At 70.2% G+C, this 21,791-nt stretch carries 19 protein-coding genes; 10 read left to right on the forward strand and 9 right to left on the reverse strand.

Annotated features, from left to right (window positions below):
• Nucleotides 1-121 precede the first annotated feature (121 nt).
• The 3 genes from ACRX5W_RS10205 to ACRX5W_RS10215 all read left to right on the forward strand — a co-directional run bounded on the left by ACRX5W_RS10205 (nt 122) and on the right by ACRX5W_RS10215 (nt 3,296).
• Nucleotides 122-1,171, forward strand: coding sequence for an acyl-CoA dehydrogenase family protein (locus tag ACRX5W_RS10205; RefSeq protein WP_436787694.1), 1,050 nt, complete (start codon nt 122-124; stop codon nt 1,169-1,171).
• Nucleotides 1,172-1,175: 4 nt separating this feature from the next.
• Nucleotides 1,176-2,354, forward strand: coding sequence for an acyl-CoA dehydrogenase family protein (locus ACRX5W_RS10210; RefSeq protein WP_436787695.1), 1,179 nt, complete (start codon nt 1,176-1,178; stop codon nt 2,352-2,354).
• A 117-nt stretch (nt 2,355-2,471) separates the two neighbouring features.
• Nucleotides 2,472-3,296, forward strand: a complete 825-nt coding sequence (locus ACRX5W_RS10215; RefSeq protein WP_436787696.1) for an acyltransferase — start codon at nt 2,472-2,474, stop codon at nt 3,294-3,296.
• A 42-nt stretch (nt 3,297-3,338) separates the two neighbouring features.
• On the opposite strand, the gene ACRX5W_RS10220 is transcribed toward ACRX5W_RS10215, so the two are convergent.
• From ACRX5W_RS10220 to ACRX5W_RS10250, 7 genes are all read right to left on the reverse strand, one after another.
• Nucleotides 3,339-4,439, reverse strand: coding sequence for an ADP-ribosylglycohydrolase family protein (locus ACRX5W_RS10220; protein ID WP_436787697.1), 1,101 nt, complete (start codon nt 4,437-4,439; stop codon nt 3,339-3,341).
• A 58-nt stretch (nt 4,440-4,497) separates the two neighbouring features.
• Nucleotides 4,498-7,080: a bifunctional FO biosynthesis protein CofGH gene (locus tag ACRX5W_RS10225; RefSeq protein ID WP_436787698.1), complete on the reverse strand. Its 2,583-nt coding sequence runs from the start codon at nt 7,078-7,080 to the stop codon at nt 4,498-4,500.
• 172 nt (nt 7,081-7,252) lie between these two features.
• Nucleotides 7,253-9,049, reverse strand: a complete 1,797-nt coding sequence (locus ACRX5W_RS10230) for an N-acyl-D-amino-acid deacylase family protein (protein ID WP_436787699.1) — start codon at nt 9,047-9,049, stop codon at nt 7,253-7,255.
• Between the two features lie 127 nt (nt 9,050-9,176).
• Nucleotides 9,177-10,130 carry a TIGR03619 family F420-dependent LLM class oxidoreductase gene (locus ACRX5W_RS10235; protein WP_436787700.1) on the reverse strand — a complete coding sequence of 318 codons (954 nt, stop codon included), beginning with the start codon at nt 10,128-10,130 and terminating at the stop codon, nt 9,177-9,179.
• A 186-nt stretch (nt 10,131-10,316) separates the two neighbouring features.
• A complete protein-coding gene (locus ACRX5W_RS10240) occupies nt 10,317-11,240 on the reverse strand; it encodes a hypothetical protein (RefSeq protein WP_436787701.1) in 924 nt (307 codons plus the stop codon).
• Nucleotides 11,241-11,333: 93 nt separating this feature from the next.
• Nucleotides 11,334-11,933, reverse strand: coding sequence for a hypothetical protein (locus ACRX5W_RS10245; RefSeq protein ID WP_436787702.1), 600 nt, complete (start codon nt 11,931-11,933; stop codon nt 11,334-11,336).
• A gap of 573 nt (nt 11,934-12,506) precedes the next feature.
• Entirely contained in the window at nt 12,507-14,126 is a 1,620-nt protein-coding gene (locus tag ACRX5W_RS10250; RefSeq protein WP_436787703.1) for a FadD3 family acyl-CoA ligase, read from the reverse strand.
• A gap of 127 nt (nt 14,127-14,253) precedes the next feature.
• Here ACRX5W_RS10250 and ACRX5W_RS10255 point away from each other — a divergent pair, with 127 nt between their 5' ends.
• Nucleotides 14,254-15,030, forward strand: coding sequence for an enoyl-CoA hydratase/isomerase family protein (locus tag ACRX5W_RS10255; RefSeq protein WP_436787704.1), 777 nt, complete (start codon nt 14,254-14,256; stop codon nt 15,028-15,030).
• Nucleotides 15,031-15,112: 82 nt separating this feature from the next.
• On the forward strand, nt 15,113-15,409 hold the full coding sequence (locus ACRX5W_RS10260; RefSeq protein WP_436787705.1) for a hypothetical protein: 297 nt from the start codon (nt 15,113-15,115) through the stop codon (nt 15,407-15,409).
• A gap of 16 nt (nt 15,410-15,425) precedes the next feature.
• On the opposite strand, the gene ACRX5W_RS10265 is transcribed toward ACRX5W_RS10260, so the two are convergent.
• Together ACRX5W_RS10265 and ACRX5W_RS10270 are read right to left on the reverse strand one after the other, a co-directional pair.
• The gene (locus ACRX5W_RS10265) at nt 15,426-16,472 is read right to left on the reverse strand and encodes an acyl-CoA dehydrogenase family protein (RefSeq protein ID WP_436787706.1); all 1,047 of its coding nucleotides are present in this window, start codon (nt 16,470-16,472) and stop codon (nt 15,426-15,428) included.
• Nucleotides 16,473-16,513: 41 nt separating this feature from the next.
• Nucleotides 16,514-17,677 carry an acyl-CoA dehydrogenase family protein gene (locus ACRX5W_RS10270; protein ID WP_436787707.1) on the reverse strand — a complete coding sequence of 388 codons (1,164 nt, stop codon included), beginning with the start codon at nt 17,675-17,677 and terminating at the stop codon, nt 16,514-16,516.
• 122 nt (nt 17,678-17,799) lie between these two features.
• Between ACRX5W_RS10270 and ACRX5W_RS10275 the strand changes: the two genes are divergently transcribed.
• The 5 genes from ACRX5W_RS10275 to ACRX5W_RS10295 all read left to right on the forward strand — a co-directional run bounded on the left by ACRX5W_RS10275 (nt 17,800) and on the right by ACRX5W_RS10295 (nt 21,722).
• Nucleotides 17,800-18,966, forward strand: coding sequence for an acetyl-CoA C-acetyltransferase (locus tag ACRX5W_RS10275; protein ID WP_436787708.1), 1,167 nt, complete (start codon nt 17,800-17,802; stop codon nt 18,964-18,966).
• A gap of 270 nt (nt 18,967-19,236) precedes the next feature.
• The gene (locus ACRX5W_RS10280) at nt 19,237-19,632 is read left to right on the forward strand and encodes a hypothetical protein (RefSeq protein WP_436787709.1); all 396 of its coding nucleotides are present in this window, start codon (nt 19,237-19,239) and stop codon (nt 19,630-19,632) included.
• Between the two features lie 302 nt (nt 19,633-19,934).
• Complete coding sequence (locus tag ACRX5W_RS10285) at nt 19,935-20,750, forward strand: transcriptional regulator (protein ID WP_436787710.1); 816 nt, start codon at nt 19,935-19,937, stop codon at nt 20,748-20,750.
• A 37-nt stretch (nt 20,751-20,787) separates the two neighbouring features.
• Nucleotides 20,788-21,237, forward strand: a complete 450-nt coding sequence (locus tag ACRX5W_RS10290) for a roadblock/LC7 domain-containing protein (RefSeq protein ID WP_436787711.1) — start codon at nt 20,788-20,790, stop codon at nt 21,235-21,237.
• Between the two features lie 107 nt (nt 21,238-21,344).
• On the forward strand, nt 21,345-21,722 hold the full coding sequence (locus ACRX5W_RS10295; RefSeq protein ID WP_436787712.1) for a hypothetical protein: 378 nt from the start codon (nt 21,345-21,347) through the stop codon (nt 21,720-21,722).
• The last annotated feature ends 69 nt before the right edge of the window (nt 21,723-21,791 follow it).

A 21,791-nucleotide genomic window follows, 5' to 3' on the forward strand; every position in this document is an offset into this window, starting at 1 on the left:
GTTCCCATCGGGGCAGAATGTTGTTCTGTCAGCATGTGGCAGTAGCAGCCCGAGAGCACGGCCCCGCTGGACAGCGTGCGGAACCGGTGGGCCGGGCCTGCCGAGAAAGGGGCGACGACGCGTGGATCTCGGCTTCAGCGACGAGCAGGAGGCGTTGCGCGACACCCTGCGCGCGTTCCTCGACAAGGAATCGCCGACGACGGTGGTTCGAGCGTCCGAACCGCTCGGCTTCGACGCCGGGCTGTGGGGCAGGTTCGCCGACATGGGGCTCGCCGCGATCGCGGTTCCCGAGGAGCGCGGCGGCGGAGGCGGCGGGTTCGTCGAACTCGCCGTCGTGGCCGAGTCGGTCGGACGCCACCTCGCCCCCGTGCCGCTGGTCGAGGCCGCGGTGGCCAACCTCCTGCTCACCTCGCTCGTCGACGGATCGGATCCCGAACTCGGACCTCTTGCCGCACAAGCCGTCGCCGGCGAGCTCCTCGCGACCGTGGCGCCGCGCCCGGCGTCCAACGGCGTCGCACGGCTCGTACCGGCCGGGGCCGTCGCCGACCTGGTGATCATGCTGAACGGGGACGAGCTGCTTCTTGTCCGGCAGCCCGACCGGGGCCCCGACACCCCGGCCGCCGCCGTCCCCAACCTGGGGACGCAGCCGCTCGCCGACTGCCGTGTCGACGCCGGGAGTTCCGTCGTCCTCGCGCAAGGACCCGAAGCCGTCGCGGCACACGAGCGGGCACGCCGCCAGTGGGAGCTGTTGACCGGCGCGGCTCTGGTCGGCCTCGGCGAGCGCGCACTCGAAATCGGCGTCGAATACGTGCTTCAGCGCCGGGCGTTCGGTGTGCTCGTCGGCTCCTTCCAGGCCATCCAGCACCGCCTCGCCGATGTTGTGACCAATATGGACGGAGCCCGGCTGCTGGCCTACGAGGCGGCCTGGGCACACGACGAAAACCTGCCGGAAGCCGGGACGCTGGCGACGATGGCATTCCTCTTCGCGGCGGAAAGCGCGTTCCGGACCGCCTCGGAGAGCCTGCACTTCCACGGTGGCTACGGCTACACGCTGGAATACGACATCCAGCTCTACTTCCGGCGCGCGAAGGCCTGGCCCCTCGCGGCGGGCGATCCCCGCGGGGCGTACGCGCAGCTCGCCCAGCGCCTCTTCGCCACCAAGGGAGCGTGACGTCATGGACTTCCGCGAATTCGACGAACTCGCCGCCCACCGCGCCGCGGCCCGTGCCTGGGTCGAGAAGAACGTACGTCCCGAATGGGCCGACGAGCAGCACCGCAGCGGCACCCACCAGACCCCCGAACTGCACGGGCTGCTGGCACGCGACGGGATCCTCGGTGCCGGCTGGCCGGCCGAACTCGGCGGCAGCGACGTCGATCCCGGGTTCGCCCGCGCGGTCTTCGAGGAACTCATCGACGCGGGCATCGCCGGCGAAGGCTGGGTGACGACCGCCATGGTGATCAACACCATCAAAGACCTGGGCACCGAGGAGCAGAAGCGCACGTACATCCCGGCCGCGCTGCGCGGCGAAATCCTCATCGCTCTCGGCTACAGCGAGCCCGACTCCGGGTCGGACGCCGCCGCGGCCAAGACGGCGGCGGTGCGGGACGGCGACACCTGGCTGATCAACGGCCAGAAGATGTTCACCAGCACCGCACAACTGTGCAGCCACGTCTTCGTGCTCGCGCGGACCAACCCCGACGCTCCCAAGCACAAGGGCCTCACGATGTTCCTTGTGCCGACCGACAGCGAGGGGTACGAACTCCAGCCGATCCACACCCTCGGCGGGCAGCGCACCAACGCGACGTTCTACAGCGACGTACGCGTCCCGGACTCGGCACGGCTGGGCGGTGTCGACGAGGGCTGGAGCGTCATGCACGTCGCCCTCGTCTACGAGCGGGCCGCCCCCGGCACCGGCGCGATCGAGCAGACCCCGACCGAAAGCTTCGCGGCCTGGGCGCGCGAGACACGCCGCCCGGACGGCTCGACCGTCCTCGACGACCCGCTGGTCGCCGAACGGATCGGCCGCATGGCGGTGGACGCGGAAGTCGCGCGCGTGCTCTCCCTGCGGATCCGCTGGCTGGCCCAGAAGGGCGAGATGCCCGGTGTCGAGGGGTCGATGTGGAAGATGTTCGCGACCGAGGCCGCGCAACGCCACCACAGCGACATCCTCGACATCCTCGGCGCCGAGGGCGTCCTGACACCGGAGGCCGAGGGCGCGCCCGGTGCCGGCAAGTACGAGCACGGCCTGCGGACCGCCGTGGTCGGCACGATCTACGGCGGTACGAGCGAGATCATCCGCGAGATCATCGCCGAACGCCGCCTCGGCCTGCCCAAGAACCGGTCGAATCGCTGACCGGCGTCCCACGGATCCGACGCTCCGTCAGTTTCCGGAGCGAGCCCGACGGCGTGCGGCGTGACCTTCGTCCCACCGCACGCCGTCCGGTGCGCCGGGGTCGCTAGCGTGTTCGCCATGTCGATCGCCCACTCACTGCGCGGAAGCGGCCGACGGGCCGTATCGCGGGCTCTGCACCGCGGTTGGCAGGTGCTGCGCGAGGCCGGCACGATCACCGCCGAACGCCCCGGACTCCTGCGCTTCGGAGCCCTCGGCGCGGAATCGCGGTTCGCGTTCCCGACCGGCGCCATCTTCGGCGAACGCTGGATCCGCATCGGCGAGCGCAACCTCATCGGCGAACACGTGAGCCTGTCCGCGGGCCTCATCCCGGGCCACGACCTCGGCAATCGGACGATCGTGACGATAGGCGACCGGTGCACGATCGGGCGCGGCAGCCACATCGTCGGCCACAACTCGATCGTCATCGGCGACGACGTGTGGACCGGCCCGTACGTCTACATCACCGACCAGAACCACGGCTACGCCGACCCGGACCGGCCCATAGGGCTGCAATGGCCGGTCAACGACGTCGTCGAAATCGGCAGCGGGAGCTGGCTGGGCGCGGGAGCGATCATCCTGCCCGGCGCGCGGCTCGGCCGGAACGTCGTCGTCGCGGCCGGCTCGGTGGTGCGCGGCACGGTGCCGGACCACAGCGTTGTGGCCGGCGTACCGGCGAAGGTCGTGCGCCGGTACGACCCGGCCACCGGCTGGGACCCGCCACTGCGCAACGTCCCCATGGAGATCCCCGAAGGGATCACCCACGCCGAACTGGAGGCGTTGATCGCACAGGCGGAGTCGGTGGCCGCCAAAAGCAACGCAGCGGAGTCGGTGGCCACCATGGAAAACACAGCGGAGTCGGTGGCCGCCGAAGCAGCAGATCGGGAGAGCCGCACGACCGAATGAACTCCCCTGTAGCGAACGGGAATTCGTTGGCCATGCGGGCGGTCAAGCGGCCGGGTAGCGCTTGGCCCAGTGAGTGGGTGGCCCGTCCGCGCTGTGCAGTGCCGCCGACTGCGTCATTTCCATCGCGAAATCGTCGGCCAGTTGCAACAGCGTTCCCCGGCCCTCCAGTTCGGCGACCAAGTCGGCGGGCAGCGCGGTCTCGCCGTGCATCGCGCCGAGCAGGTTGCCGCAGATTGAACCGGTCGAGTCGCTGTCGCCGGAGTGGTTGACCGCGAGCAGCAGTCCGCTGCGCACGTCCGGCGCGACCAGGGCGCAGTACAGTGCGATCGCGAGCGCCTCATCGGCGGTCCAGCCCTGCCCGAGCCCTTCGACCCGAGCGGGGTCGGGCGTGCCGGCACGGACCATCCGCAGCGCGGCGTCCACGGCCGCGACGGTCTCCTCGTGTCCTTCGTACGCGTGCACGAGCTCCATCGCCTCGCGCAGCCCCGCCTCGATCCCGGCGTCCTGCATGACCGCGTGCACCAGGACCGCGAAGACCCCGGCGGACAGGTAGCCGGTCGGGTGACCGTGCGTCAGGACCGCGCATTCGACGGCGAGTTGGAAGACCAGGTCGGGACTCCAGCCGACGAGCATCCCGAACGGCGCCGACCGCATCACCGCGCCGCAGCCCTTGGAGTCGGCGTTCTTGGGCTTCTCCAAGGTGCCCATGATGTCGTCGTCGAGGCCGCGCAGGCACGCCTGGCCGGGTGCGCGCGAGCTGTACAACCACTCCTCGCGCACCAGCCAGCCCTCGTCGCGGCGTTCGTCGGGGCCCCAGTCGCTCTGCGTGGCTTTCCAGCGCAGGTACGCCCGGTGCACGTCGGTCGGCGGATGCCACACACCCTCGTCGCGGCGCACGTGGGCGCGTATCAGCCCCTCGACCGTGAACAGCGTCATCTGTGTGTCGTCGGTGACCGCACCGCGGCGGTGATACGCCGTCACATACCCGGTGACGCCGTCCGCCCCGTACTGCGCCCGGATCTCGTCGAGGCCCAGGAACTCGATGCCGGCGCCCAGCGCGTCGCCGATGGCGCCGCCGAGCAGGCAGCCACGCACCCGGCTGCGGAAGTCCTGCTGCCGCTCTCTCGACCACAGTGCGGCCATCACTTGCTCCTCCCCAAGTTTCGACGCCTGCCGGCCGAGCGCGTGCCCACAAGGCCCGTCAGCCGAGGATGGGCAGCATGATCTTCTGGACTTCCTCGTCGTGGCGACGCGCGATCTCCCGGCGCTCTGCGGGCACTTCGCCGTAGGTGGTGGTGCGCTGCCGCGCGCGACGGCCCAACGACGCGGCCATGGCCTCCAGTTCGGCGATGGACTTGCGCGAGCCGTTGTCGGCGCCGGCCATGCGCGAGATGGTCTCCTCCATCAGCGTGCCGCCCATGTCGTTCGCGCCGCCCTGGAGCATCATGTTGGTGCCCTCGACCCCGAGCTTGACCCAACTCGTCTGGATGTTGCCGATCCTGCCGTGCAGCAGGATCCTCGCCATCGCGTGCACCGCGCGATTGTCGCGCAGAGTCGGGCCCGGCCGCGCGATACCCGCCAAATAGACCGGCGCGTTGGTGTGGACGAACGGAAGCGTCACGAACTCCGTGAAACCGCCCGTCTGTTCCTGGATGCGGCCGAGCAGCCGCAGGTGCGCGAGCCAGTGCGCGGGGGTGTCCACGTGGCCGTACATCATGGTCGAGCTGGAACGAATGCCGAGTTCGTGCGCGGTCGTGACGACCTCGACCCACGTCGCGGCGGGCAGCTTGCCCTTGGTCAGGATCCAGCGCACGTCGTCGTCCAGGATCTCCGCCGCGGTGCCGGGGATCGTGTCGAGCCCGGCCTCCTTCGCGGCCTGGAGCCAGTCGCGGATCGACATGCCGGTGCGGGTCGCGCCGTTGACGATCTCCATCGGCGAGAAGGCGTGCACGTGCATGCCCGGGACACGCTTCTTGACCTCGCGCACGATGTCGAAGTACGCCGTACCGGGCAGGTCCGGGTGGATGCCGCCCTGCATGCACACCTCGGTCGCCCCGACGCCCCAGGCCTGTTCGGCGCGTTCGCCGACCTGGTCGAGCGACAGCGTGTACGCGTCGGCGTCCGTGCGGCGCTGCGCGAACGCGCAGAAACGGCAGCCGGTGTAGCAGACGTTGGTGAAGTTGATGTTGCGGTTCACCACGTAGGTGATGTCGTCGCCCACGACCTCCTTGCGCAAGTCATCGGCGATACGGGCGAGTTCGTCGAGCGCGGGGCCGTCGGCGTGGAACAGCGCGAGCGCCTGGTCGTCGGTCAGCAGCGTGGGGTCGGCGGCGGCCTGGGCGAGCGCGGCCTTCACGTCACCGTCGATCCGCACGGGCGCTGCGGTGCCGTCCCTGCCGTACGTCGCCTGGCCGCGCAACTCCTCCCAGTCGCCGTAGACCTCGTCGAAGTCGTCGCGGCGGTCGGCGGTGCGGCCGGTCGTGTCGATCGTGACGTGCAGGTCGGTACGCCCCGACGCCGCCGTGAACAGATCCTCCGGCTCCTGCCAGGGCAGGCCTTCGGGGACACGGCCCTCGACGGCCATGCCGTCGGCGTCGCTCAACGCGCGTACGTGCGGGAGGACGCGCGGATCGATCCACGGCTCGCCGCGCTTGACGAACTCCGGGTAGATCGTGAGGCGTTCGCGCAGCGTGAAGCCGGACTCGGCGGTCCGCTCGGCGAGTTCGTCGATGTGCGGCCACGGGCGCTCGGGGTTGACGTGGTCGGGCGTCAGCGGCGAGACACCGCCCCAGTCGTCGATGCCCGCCCGGACCATCAGGGCGAACTCCTCGCCGACCAGGTTCGGCGGCGCCTGCACGCGCGCCTTGGGACCCAGCACGATGCGGGTGACCGCGATCGCCGCGGCGAGTTCCTGAAGGTCGGCGTCGGCGACCGTGCGCATCGCGGTGTCCGGCTTGGCGCGGAAGTTCTGCACGATGACTTCCTGGATGCCGCCGTACTGCCGGGCCACCTTGCGCAACGCGAACACGGATTCGGCGCGTTCGGCCATCGTCTCGCCGATGCCGATGAGGATCCCGGTCGTGAAGGGCACGTTGGAGCGGCCCGCGTCTTCGAGGACCCGCAGGCGTACCGCGGGCTCCTTGTCGGGCGATCCGTGATGGGGCCCGCCCGGCTCCGACCACAGGCGTGTGGCGGTGGTCTCCAGCATCATCCCCATCGACGGACTGACCGGCTTGAGACGCTGCAGATCCGTCCACGACAGGACGCCGGGGTTGAGATGCGGCAGCAGGCCCGTCTCCTCCAGGACGCGGACGGCCATCGCGCGTACATAGGAGAGGGTGTCGTCGTAGCCGTGCGCGTCCAGCCACTCGCGGGCCTCGGGCCAGCGCGCCTCGGGACGGTCGCCGAGTGTGAACAGCGCCTCCTTGCAGCCCATCGCGGCACCGTCGCGGGCGATCTGCACGACTTCGTCGGGACTGAGGAACATCCCGTGTCCGTCGCGCTTCAGCTTGCCGGGAACGGTCGCGAACGTGCAGTAGTGGCACTTGTCGCGGCACAGCCTGGTCAGCGGAATGAACACCTTGCGCGAGTAGGTGATCACACCCGGCCGGCCGACCTGCTCCAGCCCCGCATCGCGCACCCGCGACGCGGACGTACACAGGTCGTCGAGGTCCGCGCCCTTCGCGTGCAGCAGCACTTCGGCCTCGGAGACGTCGAGCATGACCCCGTCACGGGCGCGGCGCAGCGCGCGGCGCATCGCGTTCTCGGTCGGAGTCTGGGTCATTCGACACCCCTCGCTGTCGTCCTCGCTCAGCCTGGCCGGACGGGGCCTTCCGGGCCCCGAACAGACCAACTGTAGGCGCGCGCTTCGCGGGGTTTCGCCGACTCGTGTCGCACATCACGGGAGAAGCGGGCGGCCGTGGGGATCGGCGGCCGGGCCCGCGCGCCGTCGTGGATCAAAAGCTCACGGAGTCCGCGGCCACGGTGTAGGTGTCCTTGCCCGAACGCAGCACCGTACCGGCCAGAGCACCGGTCGTACGGCCGTCGCGGACCGTCTCGACGCCGTTGACCCGCACGGAGACGACGCCCTCGGACTCGGCGGTCAGACGCGGGCTGTCGCCCGGCAGGTCGCGGACGAGGCGGGCCGGGCCGGAGTTGACGCGCTCGGGATCGAACAACACCAGGTCGGCGTGGCAGCCCTCGGCGATCCGGCCGCGGTCCTTGAGACCGAACAGCCGCGCCGGATCGCTGGTCAGCATCTGCACCGCGCGCTCCAGCGACACGAGTTTGCGACCGCGGAGAGTGTCGCCGAGGAAACGGGTGGTGTACGTCGCGCCGCACATTCGGTCCAGATGCGCTCCGGCGTCCGAGCCGCCGAGGATGACGTGTTCGCTCTGCCACACCTCGCGCCGCAGCTCCCACGACGCCGGGTCGTTGTCGGTCGGCATCGGCCACAACACCGTGCGCAACTCGTCCGCGGCGCATATCTCGACCAGCGTCGCGAAGTCGTCCTTGCCGCGCTCTTCGGCGATGTCCGCGACAACGCGCCCGCTCAGGCCCTCGTTGGCGGCGGAGTACGTGTCACCGATGACATACCGCCCGAAGTCGACCAGGCGGCGGAAGACTCCGGCCTCGTCGCTGTTGGCGCGCCGGAGCATCTCGGCTTGCGTCGCCGGGTCGGAGAGCCTTTTTATGCGCTCGGGTACGGGCAGCCCCAATATCTCGCCCCACCCCGGAAGCAGATTGAGCGCGCAGTAGTTGAGCAGCGACATGTTCATCGGCACCAACACCGGCAGCGTGAGGACGACGATCCTCCCGCCCGCCTCCTTGGCCTTCTCCGACGCGTGGAGCTGACGCGGCACCCGGTCGGGAGCGGCCGCGTCGACGGTCAGGACGTTCCAGTTCACCGGCCGGTCCGCGGTGACCGTCATCCTCGTCAGCAGGTCGATCTCGTCGTCGCTGAACTTGTCGAGACAGCCCGCGACGATGACCTCCAACTGCGTCCCCTCGTGCCGCCCGACCTCGGCGCACAACGCCAACACCTCGTCGGGCGCGGCGTGCCGCGACGGAACGGGACGGCCGTCGCCGTCGGTGTGGTTGGACCGCCCGGTCGAGAACCCGATCGCGCCCGCCCGCATGGCTTTGCCGAGTTCCGCGACCATCGCCTCGACCTGGGCCGGCGTGGCCTCCTTGCCCACCGCGTCCGCGCCCATCACATAACGGCGGATCGCACAGTGCCCGGCCATGAAGGCCGCGTTGACCCCGACCCTGCCGTCGAGCCTGTCCAGATACTCGGCGAAGGTCTCCCACGACCAGTCGATCCCGTTTTCGAGCGCCGGCAGGGCCATTCCCTCGACCTTGGCCATCATGCGGCGCGTGTAGTCGGCGTCCTCGGCCCGGAGGGGAGCAAGGGTGAATCCGCAGTTCCCGCCGATGACGGTGGTGACGCCGTGGTTGACGGACGGGGTCGCGTAGCCGTCCCAGTGCAGTTGCGCGTCGTAGTGAGTGTGGGGGTCGATGAACCCGGGAGCCAGCACGAGCCCTTCGGCGTCCTCGGTCGTCGCGGCCTCTTCCCTCACACTCCCGGCCGGTCCCACAGCGACAATGCGTCCGCCCCGAATTCCGACGTCACCTTTGTAGGCGGGTGCTCCCGTCCCGTCGACGACGGTGGCTCCGGTGATGAGGTGGTCGAGCATGCCTCGGACTCCCTGGGTCTCGGTACGCCTGCGCGCCGCGCCTCCGGCGCCCCACACAGTTTCTGATGGTACGTCAGATTTCTTGCGTTGCAAGGCGTCTCAGGCGCTCCCACATGCGCGAACGACGCTGTGCCGCCCCCGTGTCCGACGGACTCGACCGGCCCCGGAGCGGCGCCGAGATCCGCTAGTCCTTGCCCAGCAACGGCGCGACCTGCGTCGCGAACGACTCGATCTGGTCCAGCAGTTCGTTCAGCTCCCGGCTGCGGAAACGCACCTGCACCTGATCCGCCCCCTGCTCGCCATACCAGCGCAGCGACTCCGCGATGCGCTCGGGACCACCCGTCACCGTGCGCTCGCCGACATCCCAACCGGGGGTGCCGACATACAGCGGCTCAGGAATCGCCCCGATGTCCAGCGGTTCATCCCCGCGACAGAACTCCTCGCGCAGACGCCGCAATTCCTTGACCTGCGCGGGGAAGGTCTCCCTCGGGCTGCCCTGCGGCAACCAGCCGTCGGCGTACCTCGCCACCCGCCGAAGCGCCGGCCGCGCCGACCCACCCACCCAGATCGGCGGACGCGGCACCTGCACCGGGCGCGGACGCTGCCCCATGTCGCCGACCCGGAACCGCTCCCCCTCGAACGTCACGAACTCCTCGCGCAGAGCGAGATCAAGGAGCTCCAACGACTCGTCGAGCACCGCCCCCCGTTCCGCGAAATCCAGCCCGAGCATGGCGAATTCGGCCTCCACATGCCCAGCCCCCGCCCCCACGACCGCGCGTCCCCGCGAAATGACATCGAGCGTGGCGAACGCCTTCGCCGCCATCATCGGATGCCGGTACGCGAGGATCGCGACGTGGCTGAGCAACCGCACCTCACTCGTCATCCCGGCCAGCCACCCGAGCGTCGTCATGGTGTCCCACCACTCGGTGCCCATCATCGCCGCGTGACCGCGCGGAATCGCCGTGTGATCACACACCGCAACGTACGCGAACCCCCCGCGATCACAAGCCTTCGCAACCGCCGCCAACCCCTCGGCCCCCGCGGTCCCCTCCCACTCCTCCGCGAACAACCTGCTCTGCGCCTGAACCGGCAACTGCATGCCGTAGTGCAGCCCACCGGAGGACAGGATCGCGGCCATACGAGGCTCCCTCATCAAACCGTCACGCAGCCAGAGAACCCATCCTCGAACCTGACGCCCAGTCAGACAACCCCATGGGGAAAGCTGGGAGTACCGCCCGACCGGCGAACCTGACGCTCCGTCACTCTCAATCAGCGGCCACGCGACGAAGGTGCATCCCGTCGCGTGGCCGCCGTTCGAGACCGACTACTTGCTGTATGCGCGAAGGGTCAGCAGCGCCTCAAGGGTGACCATCGGGCGGGACTCCGCACGGATCGTGGGGGCCCACTCCGCCCAGCGGATCGGCCAACCTCCGTCCTCTTCCTGGGCGTTCACCAGATGGGTGAAGCTGTTCTGCATCTCGGTCTCGGAGAACCACGACCGGGCGAGGCTGTCCGGGCTCGGGGCGTAGTCGTAGGGGTAGTGGTACTCGCCGGGGGCGTAGCCCGGTGGAATCCTGGCCTGCTCACGGTGGGTCGGGTCCAGCACGACCAGCCTTTGCTCGCGGACCATTTCGCCCAACAACGCGGCCTGGTCGCGGGCCCACAGGCGGTCCGGAGCCCCTTCGAGGTACGCCAGTGCCGCGTGCACCTCGTACGGATGCGTCTCGGCGCGCGTCTCGGTGAGGGCGTTGATCGCGCCCCGGCAGAAGTCGGAAGCACCGGCCACCCACGGGTGCAGGACATCGGCCACCAGCATGGGCCCGACGATCCAGCCGGTGGGCAGAAGGCCGCTCTGGAGGTGGTCCGGGATCCGCACCCAGGGCGGGTGCGGGTACGGGCGCAGGGTCGGCAGCGCCGCCGGGACACCGCCGTCCGGTTCGGTGACGCCGGCAAGCCAGTCGCACAGTGCGGCCGTCCGCGTGTCGGCCAGCGCGCCCGTCTCGGCGAGGATCGGAACCGCCGCCCGCAGCGTCGCCGGTTGCGGGGCGGGGCCGCGTACGTCCGGTTCAAGGCCGTACGCGTACCCCCCGTCCGCCGTCCGATACGCGTCGAGCGCGTCCAGCACACCGCCGGGCCCGCCACCGCCTCCCCGGAAATGCCATGCGAAACGGCGCTGCTCCAGCACGCGCGCCGTCGTCCACACGAACCGTTCGGCGCGTTCGATGATGTCGTCGGTGATCCACGTCATACCGGCACGTTAGGCACCGGCCCCCGGATCGGTCTTGAATGAATCGGACGTGTCGGCCGGCGGCGGCCACCGGAACTCCACACGCCACATGGGTCAGTAGCGCGGGGTGGGCGTGTAGCGGCAGCCCGGCGTCTTCGCCTCGGTGACCTGGACGCCGTCGTGGGGCGCGAAATCCTGCTCGCAGTTCAGGAAGGGCAGCCCGGTCAGCTTGAGCTGCTGAGCGACATCGGCCTCCACCTCGTCGTTCGCGGATCCGACGAGTTCAACGGTGAATCCCATGCCGGCCTGCTCGCTGGAGTAGATGTCGTGCTGCTTGTGGAACGCCTCGAACGTACTGTTGTCCGCGTCGATGAGCAGGAACGCCAACGAGAACTGCTGCTCCTGGTAAAAGCACACGGCCTTCTGCGTCCCCCCGCGCGCTTTGTCCGCAGCGTTGAGCTCGGTGAGGGGGTGACCGGTCGTCATCAGGCGCTGGCAGGGGCCGAGTGCCGGCTTGAGCAGCGCGGCGATCTCCTCGAACGAGTGGGCCTCGGCGAGCTTCGTGCCCTGCTCCGGATTCTCAGGCTGCGGCTCGCCGCTGCCGTCGGCTCCGGCACCGCCGACCGACTGGCCTGCCGCGGGCGGACGGCTCGGGTCCTGCTTGTCGTCACCGCCACCACCACAGCCCGCTGCCAGAAACACTGCGACGGCCACGGCGACAAGGTTCCGATAGCTCAAGGTGCTCTCCGTTGCAGTTGTCGGTTTTCAGGCCGTTGCGAGGCAGAGAGCATGACGCGCCGTCAGAAAGCGTTCCGCAAGGCTTCACCGCCCTCGGCACATGAGCGTGTCAGACCGTCGGGACGGACACCATACGGATATCCATCAACACCGTGCGTGATCCAATATCCGCAGGAACCTTCGGGCGGCGGGGTTTTCCGGCGCGGGGACGGCGGCGCCGCGTCAGCGGCTTCCGTACCGCGCCGATCAGCGTGGGTCGCAGGAGGACGCCGCATCCAGGCAGGTGAATTCAGGACAGCCCAGGCTCTGTCGACTGCCGCACCGCCGCGTCAATGTCGAATTATGCGTTTCAGTGGGGAAGTTCCCGATATCCGAGGAGAGACGAAAACAACCGTTTTACACCAACTGTGTTTTGTCAGCGCGGGTTTCGCACACCTGTCCGGGTGGCCGGTGGCGAGGCGTGCACGGCAACTGCGGCAGCGGTCAGCGCGGCGTTGCCGCCCGGCTTCACGAGCACCGCGCGCATGCTCCCTTCGCGGAAAGGCCCGTTCAACGGCTCCCGGCCGACTCCTCCCGGGCTCGCAGCTCGTACTTCAGCACCTTCCCCATCGCGTTGCGCGGCAGTTCGCTCACGATCTCCACGTGTCGCGGCACCTTGTAGTTCGCCATTTCGCGGCGGCAGAAGTCGACAAGTTCGGCAGGGGTGGCCGATGCGCCCGGGCGGAGGAGGACGTACGCCTTGCCGACTTCGCCGAGGCGGGAGTCCGGGACGCCGATGACGGCGGCCTCGGAGACGGCCGGGTGGCCGGCGAGGGCGGATTCGATCTCGGCGGGGTAGGCGTTGAAGCCGCCGACGATGTACATGTCCTTGATGCGGTCGGTGATCCGCAAGTTGCCCTGTTCGTCGAGGATTCCGACGTCGCCGGTGTGCAGCCAGCCGTCGGCGTCGACGGCTTCGGCGGTGGCTTCGGGGTCCTCGAAATAGCCGCGCATCACGTTGTAGCCGCGTATGCGGACTTCGCCGGGGTCGCCGGGGGCCGTGGGCTTGCCGGCGGCGTCGACGGTGGTCACCTCGACACCGTCGATCGCGCGTCCGGAGGTGGTGGCGACGATCTCGGGCGGGTCGCCCTTGCGGCACATCGTGGCGGTGCCGCACGACTCGGAGAGGCCGTACGCGGTCAGGACGGTGTCGAAACCGAGTTCGGTGCTCATCCGTTTCACGAGCGAAAGCGGCACCGACGCCGCGCCGGTGACCGCGAGGCGGAGCGAGGACAGGTTGTATCTGTCGCGGGTGCGGGAGTCGAGGAGCGAGGTATAGATCGTCGGCGCCCCGGGGAGCACGGTGACCTTTTCCGCCTGGATCACCGACAGCACGGCGTCGACGTCGAAGACCGCCTGCGGGATCATCGTCGCCCCCGTGATCAGGCTCGCGAGGATGCCGGCCTTGTAGCCGAAGGTGTGGAAGAACGGGTTGACGATGAGATAGCGGTCGCCCTCGGTGAGCCCCACGCCGTCCGACCAGGTCGCGAAGACGCGGATCGACTGGCCGTGCGTGGTCGTGACTCCCTTGGGGCGGCCGGTGGTTCCGGACGTGAAGATGATGTCGCCGACGTCGTCGGCGGTGACGGTCGCGGCCCGCGCGGCGACCGCCTCGGGCGGCACGGTCGCGCCCGCGGCCAGGAATCCGGACCAGGTCGCACACGAGTCGGGCGCGTCGTCGGCGAGGACGACGGCGACGGCGAGGTCGGGGAGCCCCGCGAACGGCCGCCCTTCGGCGGCTGGGCCTGCGGCGGAACGCAGCATGGCGACGTACGAGGTGCCCAGGAACGAGCCGGAGGCGAAAAGGAGTTTGGCGCGGGTCTTCGCCAGGACGTACTGCGCTTCCGCGCCTTTGTAGCGGGTGTTGACCGGCACGATGACGCCGCCCGCGGTGAGTGTGCCCAGGGCGGCGGTGATCCAGTCGAGGGTGTTCGGCGCCCAGATCGCGACCCGGTCGCCCTTCCCGACGCCCGCGGCGATCGCGGCTGCCGCGGCAGCGTGCACGCGGTCGCGCAACTCGGTGAACGAGATTCGGGCGGTGCCGTCCACAACGGCCTCGTGGTGGCCGAAACGCTCGGCGGCGTGGTCGACGAGTGCGGGGATGCCGCCCCGGCTGAGATCGCTGGGCATGATCGCTCCTGAGAGGTCCGCTGCGGGCCGCCGGTGCTCTAGTCTCTAGCTGACGGTACGTCAGATAACTGCGATGGAAAAGGCGCCACGACAAGAACCGACTCGGGACACGCAAAGGACGGGCTATATGCGCAAGTTCGAGACGCTCGGGTACGAACAAGCCGACGGCGTCGCCTGGGTCACGTTGGACCGGCCGGACCGGCTCAACGCGTTCGACCTCGTGATGATCGAGGAACTCCACGGTCTGTGGCGGGACTTGCGCGTCGATGACGACGTGCGCGTCATCGTTCTCACCGGCGCCGGCGACAAGGCGTTCAGCACCGGCATCGACCGCTCCGTCAACATCGCGCAACCGGCGTCGCCGTACATGCCCGTGGACCCGATGCCGAAGATCGGGCCCAAGACCTCCGAGCTGTGGAAGCCGCTGATCGTCGCCGTCAACGGCTTCGCCTGCGGCGGTGCCTTCTACCTGCTCGGCGAATGCGAGTTCGTCATCGCCGCCGAACATGCGACGTTCTTCGACCCGCACACCACCTACGGCATGGTGTCCGGGTTCGAGTCGACGCACCTCGCGCAGCGCATGCCGTTCGGCGAGGTCATGCGGCTGACGCTGATGGGCAACGCCGAGCGGATGAGCGCGCAGCGGGCGTACGAAACCGGTCTGGTCTCGCAGGTCGTCCCCGCCGACCGGTTGCACGAGACGGCGCGGTGGGCGGCCGAGGTCATCGCGTCGTACCCGCCGCACGGCGTCCAGGGCTCGCTGCGCGCGCTGTGGGCGGCCCGCGACCTCACCCGCGCCCAGGCGCTGACGATCGCTCCGCACCTGATCACCATGGGCAACCTGCCGCCGGAGGACCAGGAGGCGCTGTTCCACCGGCGCGGCAAGGACTTCCGCGTGCGGTAGACCCCGCGCGGCTGGTGGGGGTAGCCCCACCCCGGGTCTGGGGGGTCGCACCATGTCGGTGCGACCGCCTTCGCCTGTTGACTTGAGGGAAAGCGTCGACGACCGCTCATGCGCGTCCCACACCGCACGCGCGGGTCTCGACATCCTCGGCATCGAGAAGGAGCCGGCCGTGACCTTCGGGGACCTGATGGCCTTGGAAAGCCGGTGGACGGTGCTGTTGGTCCTGATCGCGCTCGGTGCGATGGAGCTGTTCGGCATGCGCGAGATGCGGGCGACGCGCGACCGCCGGGCGGCGGCCCGAAGGGCTTTCGAGGACGGCGCCCCGCTGGTTCCGCGCCGGCAGAGCCCTGGACGGATGCCGGGAGAACCGCGCCGGTGACTTCGAAAGCCGCCGCTCAGAACGCCGGCGTCACCGGGGCCGGTGAGTCGCCCAGGAGGTCGGCGGCGACGCGGGCGCGGTGGTGGCCGACATCGCCCCACGCGGCGTTCAGCGCCCACGCACGTTTCATGAACAAGTGCAGGTCGTGCTCCTCGGTATAGCCGATGGCGCCGTGGACCTGGAGCGCGTTGCGGGCTGCGAGGTCGGCGGCTTCGCCCGCGTAGACCTTGGCCATGGAGACGTCGCGCGCCGCCGACGGCAGTCCCCTGGCCAGGGAGTACGCCGCGCGCATCACGACCGGACGCGCGAACTCCAGTTTGACCAGCACGTTCGCCAGGTGGTGCTGCACGGACTGGTGGCTGCCGATCGGCACCCCGCGCTGCACACGCTGCCTGGCATAGCCGACGGCCATATCCAGCATGCGCTGCGTGAGGCCGAGGAGGAACGCCGCGGCGCCGAGCGCTCCCCGGTCGGCCGCGCGGGCGAGGGCGGCGGCAGCCGCAGGGCCGGCCGCGACGAGAGTTTCCGGGACCGGCTCGAAGTCGACGCGGAAGAGGTTGCGGCTGCGGTCGACCGAGGTCTGCGCGGTCAACGCGCACTCCTCGGGGTCGACCACGTGGATCTCGGCGGACGCGCCTTCGCCGGCGACACCGATCACCAGCAGGTCGGCCGCCTCCGCCTCGATCGCGAACGCCTGCCCGGGCAGCAGGACGGACGCCACCGACTCGCCCCGCGCGATGGGTGCCAGCCGGCCCGCGTCGGCGGCGAATTCGGCCAGGAGGCCGGTGGCCACGGCGGTGTCCAGCAGCGGGTCGGGGAGCGCGGCGTACCCGGCCTGCTCCAGGACCGCCGACAGTTCCTCGTCGCCGAGGCCCAGCCCGTCGTGCTCCTCCGGGACGACGAGGCCGGTCACGCCGAGCTTCGCCAGCTCCGCCCAGCGCGGCGAGACGGCCGAGTCGGCCGACCACGCGGCCCGCAGGTGGGCGGTGGTGCAGTTCGCGGCCAGGAAGTCGCGGACGGTCTCGCGAAACAGGTGCTGCTCGTCGCCGTAGGCCAGACGCATCGTCGGTTCCCTTCGTCCGCAAGGCTGTCGGTACGAAACACTCAGCGGGCCCTGGGCAGACCGAGGACGCGTTCCGCGATGGTGTTGCGCTGGATCTCGTTCGTGCCCGCGTAGATCGGCCCGCCGAGGGCGAACAGGAAGCCGTCCAGCCAGCGAGCGCCGTCGACCGCTTCGGGGGACGCCGCGTCGAGTTCGGCGTACTCGCCGAGAAGCCGCAGCGCGGTCGCATGCAGGTCGACGTCCATCTGCGACCAGAAGACCTTGTTGATCGACGAATCGGCCCCGATCTGCCCGCCGCCTTGCAGCTTGGTGACGGTACCGAAGGTGAAGAGCCGGTACGCCTCCGCGTCCATCCACGCCCGCACGACCGCGTCCCGCAGCTCCCCGTCACCGCCGCGCTGCCTGTACAGGTCGAGCAGGCGCTGTGCGGGTGCCAGGAAGCGGCCGGGGCTGCGCAGGTTCAACCCGCGCTCGCTGCCCGTCGTGGCGATCATGATCCGCCAGCCCTCACCGGGTGCGCCGAGCACGTCGGCGTCCGGCACGAACACGTCGTCGAGAAAGATCTCCGCGAAGCCGGGCTCGCCGTCGAGCTGCGCGATCGGACGCACGGTCACGCCGGGGGACGCGAGGTCGACCGTGAAGTACGTCAGCCCGTGGTGCCGCCGCGCCTCGGGGTCGGTGCGGAAGAGGCCGAACAGCCGGTGTCCGTACGTGCCCCGCGAACTCCAGATCTTCTGTCCGTTCAGCACCCACCCGCCGCGTGTGTCGTCGCGTTCCGCGCGCGAGCGCACGTTGGCCAGGTCGGATCCCGCCTCGGGTTCGGACCAGCCCTGCACCCAGATCTCCTCGCCGGAGGCCATCGCGGGGAGGTAGCGGTCCTGCTGCTCCCTGCTGCCGAACTCGAAGAGGGTGGGCGCGAAGAGGAAGATCCCGTTCTGGCTGACGCGGCCGGGGGCGCCCGCGCGGTGGTACTCCTCCTCGAAGATCAGCCACTCGGTCAGGCCCGCGCCGCGACCGCCGTACTCCTCGGGCCACGACACGACGGCCCAGCGCGCGTCGAAAAGCTTCTTCTCCCAGGCCTGATGGAGCCGAAAGCCCTCCTCGGTGTCCATCGACGGCAGCGGGACGGCCGGGACGTTGTCGGTCAGCCAGGAGCGGACCTCCTGCCGGAACTGCTGTTCCTGCGTGGTGAATTCGAGATCCATCGGGAAACTCTCCTCACGCTGCACACGTCTTCGGCGTTCCGCCGCGCGCGGGTAGCATATAACTGACGGGTCGTCAGTTCAGCAGAGCTGCCGAAGAGGTGCCGAAGAGCTGGGGAGAGCCGATGCCCGAGGCCTACATCGTCGAGGCCGTACGCACGCCGGTCGGTCGCAAGAAGGGCTCACTCGCCGGGGTCCACCCCGCCGACCTGGGCGCGCACGTCCTCAAGGCGCTCGTCGAGCGCAGCGGCATCGACCCCGACACCGTCGAGGACGTCATCTTCGGCTGCGTCGACGCGATCGGCCCACAGGCCGGCGACATCGCCCGCACCGCGTGGCTGGCCGCCGGCTACTCCGAGGCGGTCCCCGGCGTCACCGTCGACCGGCAGTGCGGGTCGTCGCAACAGGCGGTGCACTTCGCCGCACAGGCGGTCATGTCGGGCACCAGCGACATCGTCATCGCGGGCGGCGTGCAGAACATGAACCAGATCCCGATCTCCGCGGCCATGACGTCGGCACGGCAATTCGGCTTCGACGACCCGTTCTCCGGCTCGACGGGCTGGGTCGAACGGTACGGCGACCAGCCCGTGGACCAGTTCCACGGCGCCGAACTCATCGCCCGGCGCTGGGACATCACGCGCGCCGAGATGGAGGCGTACGCACTCGCGTCCCACGAACGCGCGCTCCACGCGATCGACAACGGCTTCTTCAGCCGGGAAATCGCCCCCGTCGACGTGGGCGGAACCCTGGTGGCCACCGACGAACCCCCGCGCCGGGGAACGACGTCGGAGAAGATGGCCGAGCTGCGCGTACTCATGGAGGGCGGCCGGATGACCGCCGCCGTCGCCTCCCAGATCGCGGACGGCTCCGCCGCCCTCCTCGTGGTCTCCGAGCAGGCCCTCAAGCGGTACGGGCTGACGCCGAGGGCGCGCATCCACCACATCAGCGCACGGGGCGCCTCGCCGATCGAGATGCTGTCCGCACCGATCCCGGCGACCGAGTACGCGTTCGCCAAGACCGGCCTGACCATCGACGACATCGACGCGGTCGAGATCAACGAGGCTTTCGCGCCCGTGGTGTTGGCCTGGATGAAGGACATCAAAGCGGACCACGCCAAGGTCAACCCGAACGGCGGCGCGATCGCCCTCGGGCACCCCCTCGGCGCCACCGGCGCGCGGCTGATGACGACGCTGCTCCACCACTTGGAGCGCACGGGCGGCCGCTACGGGCTCCAGACGATGTGCGAAGGCGGCGGGCAGGCCAACGTGACCGTCATCGAGCGGCTGGGCTGAGCACGGCGGCGAAGCCGCCACCCGAGAAACCCCGAGAACATTCCTCGATACCGGCGGCGGACCCGCGTTCACCGAGCGACGGGACCGTGCGCCGGTATGCCCTTTCCTGTAGCCAAATGCCGTACCTGGTACGGGCGTTCGCAATTTGGCGTGCGCATCTTACGCCCACCGACCCGGGGCTCCGCTGGAAAACAGAGGATTTCACTCGTACGCGCATGCGCTCTGCGTAGCGTCGTGGTCACAGTCGCCACGCAGGAAGGGGAGCCGCGCGTGCCAGGGATCGACGAGTGCCTGCATCAGGCCATGGATCTACCGGGCGCATTGGGCGCGTCGGTCGTCGAGTGGGTCAGCGGCCTCGCACTCGGCACCGCCGGCGCGTCGCCGAACGGCGACCACGAGGCCACCGCCGCCGAAACCGCCGAACTCGCCCGGCTGACCGCCGAATACGCGGCCTTCGCGTCCCCCGGCGGAGGCTTCGTCGCCGCCGACACACCGGTCGAGGACATCATCGTCACGACCCGCACCGGGTTCCACCTGCTGCGCTTCGTCGAGACCCAGTTCGACACCAACGTGTTCGTGCACGTATGGCTCGACCGAACACACGCCAACCTGGCTCTCGCCCGAGTCCGGCTCCAAGACCTCGCCGAACGGCTGGCCTTGTCGTGACACTCGCCATCGCACCGCGCCGAACACCGGCACCCGGGTCCGCCCCCACGCCGAGGCCCGTGTTTCCTCCCCCCAGACCCCCCGTGCCCCCGGCCGTGCCCTCCTCCCCGGCACCGCGTTCCGCCACCCCCTCGGCGCCGCACGGCACCCCGGCGCCCTCGCCTCCTCCCGGCCCCTGCGGCGCACCGCGCACCCCCGGGGCCCGCCACGCCGCCCCGCGGGACCCCGGCGGCACCGACCCGCCGCCCGACACCGTCCCCGGACCCGCCGGCGCCTCGGCCGAAGTGCCCCCGCCCTCGCCCGTGCTCCCCACCGACGCCCTCCTCACACTCCTCGCCGACGACCGGCACGCGACCGGCGTCCTGCTCAGCAGCACAGGCGCGCTCTACCTGCGCCGCGGCGAGGTCGTCCACGCCGAAAGCCCGGCCGCGCCGACGCTCGACGCGCTGCTGACCGCAGGCGGGCGACTGACTCCGGAAGCCTGGCGGCGCGCGGTCGACCACGCAGGCGGCGACAGCCGGGTGGCACAGCACCTCGTGGACCAACACCGGATTTCCACGGGCGAGTTGGAGATCGCCCACTTGGCCACGCTGTTCGACGCCGCGTACTTCACGCTCGCGCCGGACTCCGGCCCCGTACGCTTCCGGCCCGGCGCGGCGCACTGGCTCGGCGCGGTACGCCCGGTCGCCGCGCACACGGTCGCCCGCGAGTGCCTGCGGCGCCGAGGCCTGCTCGAAAGCGTGTTCCCCGACGCCCGGATCGACCTCTGCCCCGTCCGCAGGCGAGAAGCGGCTCCCGAGCCGCGCACCGTCCTCCGCCGCGCGGTCCTCGGCCTCGCCGACGGCGTACGCACCCCCGGCACCATCGCCCATCTCCTCGGCCGGCCCGCGTTCCACATCCTGGTCGAAGTACGCCGCATGGCCGCCGCCGGACTCGTGGCCCCGCCGCCCGGCACAGCCCAGCCCACGCGAACCGACACTCCCTCCGACACACCCGCCGACACCGCGGCAAACCCGCCTGACCCCCCGTCCCCTCGCCCGGCCTGGGCGGCCACGACAGAACCACCGGACATCGAGCTCCTGCGCCGAATCCGCGACGCACTGGAGGCGCGCCTGTGACCGCGAAGACCGGTCGCGAGACCCCCACCACGCCGTCATGAAGCGCGCGCTGTGGCAGCGCGCCGGGAGGAGGAGACCACGAGTGCCCGCCGCGGAAGCCGAAGTCCTCGACGAAATAAGGCGGTTGCGGGCACGACTGCCCCAGGTGACCGGCGCGGTGGCGGCCAGTATCGACGGTCTGGTGATCGCCCAGGACGCGGCCGGGCCCGAAGGCGAGAGCGTGGCCGCGCTCACCGCCGCGTCACTGGCGGTCGCGGTACGCATGGCCGCCGCCACCGGGCGCGGCGACTTCCGCGAACTGCTCGTGCGCGGCGAGGAAGGCTACGTCGCGACGTACGCGGCCGGCCCGTCCGCGGTGCTGACCGTGCTGGCGGAGCCGCGCACCAACGTCGGCCGCCTGCACCTGGAATCGCGCCTTTCCAGCGCCCGGATCGCCGAACTGGTGACCGAGGCCCTGAATGCGCGCGACAACGGTGTTCGACCGTGAAAGGCGCAGCCATGCCCACACCACGAGCGAGACCGACGCGTGCGAGACCGCCTCGCACGACACCGACGACAACACCGAGCACAACACCAACCAGAGGAGACACCCGGATGGCTGCCAACACCGACACCGCGCTCAAGGAAGCCATGACCACCATCGAGGGCACGATCGGCGTCGCCCTCGTCGACTACACCAGCGGCATGGCGCTCGGCGTCCTCGGCGGCGGCAAGGATCTCGACCTGACCGTCGCGGCGGCCGGGAACACCGACGTCGTGCGGGCCAAGGCCCGGGCCATGGAGATGCTGGGGCTCAAGGACGAGATCGAGGACATCCTCATCACCCTCGGCAGCCAATACCACCTGATCCGGCTGCTGAGGGGGCGCGGAAAGAACGGCCTGTTCCTGTATCTGGCCCTCGACAAGGGCCGTGCGAACCTCGCCATGGCGCGCCACCAACTCCGGAGCATCGAAGCGCAGTTGGAGATCTGAGCCACAGCGCGACGCCCGGGCCGCCGACGGGGGCGGCACAAAGCAGTCGGGGGGGGGGGGGGGGGGGGG

This window comes from Yinghuangia sp. YIM S10712 (genome assembly GCF_051388935.1).
In the GTDB taxonomy this organism is placed as follows: domain Bacteria; phylum Actinomycetota; class Actinomycetes; order Streptomycetales; family Streptomycetaceae; genus Yinghuangia.

Bases quoted from the DNA above. Each gene is read 5' to 3' on its own strand.
- ACRX5W_RS10210 (WP_436787695.1), top strand. From the start codon at position 1,176: ATGGACTTCCGCGAATTCGACGAACTCGCCGCCCACCGCGCCGCGGCC.
- ACRX5W_RS10215 (WP_436787696.1), top strand. From the start codon at position 2,472: ATGTCGATCGCCCACTCACTGCGCGGAAGCGGCCGACGGGCCGTATCG.
- ACRX5W_RS10220 (WP_436787697.1), bottom strand. From the start codon at position 4,439: ATGGCCGCACTGTGGTCGAGAGAGCGGCAGCAGGACTTCCGCAGCCGG.
- ACRX5W_RS10225 (WP_436787698.1), bottom strand. From the start codon at position 7,080: ATGACCCAGACTCCGACCGAGAACGCGATGCGCCGCGCGCTGCGCCGC.
- ACRX5W_RS10235 (WP_436787700.1), bottom strand. From the start codon at position 10,130: ATGGCCGCGATCCTGTCCTCCGGTGGGCTGCACTACGGCATGCAGTTG.
- ACRX5W_RS10240 (WP_436787701.1), bottom strand. From the start codon at position 11,240: ATGACGTGGATCACCGACGACATCATCGAACGCGCCGAACGGTTCGTG.
- ACRX5W_RS10250 (WP_436787703.1), bottom strand. From the start codon at position 14,126: ATGCCCAGCGATCTCAGCCGGGGCGGCATCCCCGCACTCGTCGACCAC.
- ACRX5W_RS10255 (WP_436787704.1), top strand. From the start codon at position 14,254: ATGCGCAAGTTCGAGACGCTCGGGTACGAACAAGCCGACGGCGTCGCC.
- ACRX5W_RS10265 (WP_436787706.1), bottom strand. From the start codon at position 16,472: ATGCGTCTGGCCTACGGCGACGAGCAGCACCTGTTTCGCGAGACCGTC.
- ACRX5W_RS10270 (WP_436787707.1), bottom strand. From the start codon at position 17,677: ATGGATCTCGAATTCACCACGCAGGAACAGCAGTTCCGGCAGGAGGTC.
- ACRX5W_RS10275 (WP_436787708.1), top strand. From the start codon at position 17,800: ATGCCCGAGGCCTACATCGTCGAGGCCGTACGCACGCCGGTCGGTCGC.
- ACRX5W_RS10290 (WP_436787711.1), top strand. From the start codon at position 20,788: ATGAAGCGCGCGCTGTGGCAGCGCGCCGGGAGGAGGAGACCACGAGTG.
- ACRX5W_RS10295 (WP_436787712.1), top strand. From the start codon at position 21,345: ATGGCTGCCAACACCGACACCGCGCTCAAGGAAGCCATGACCACCATC.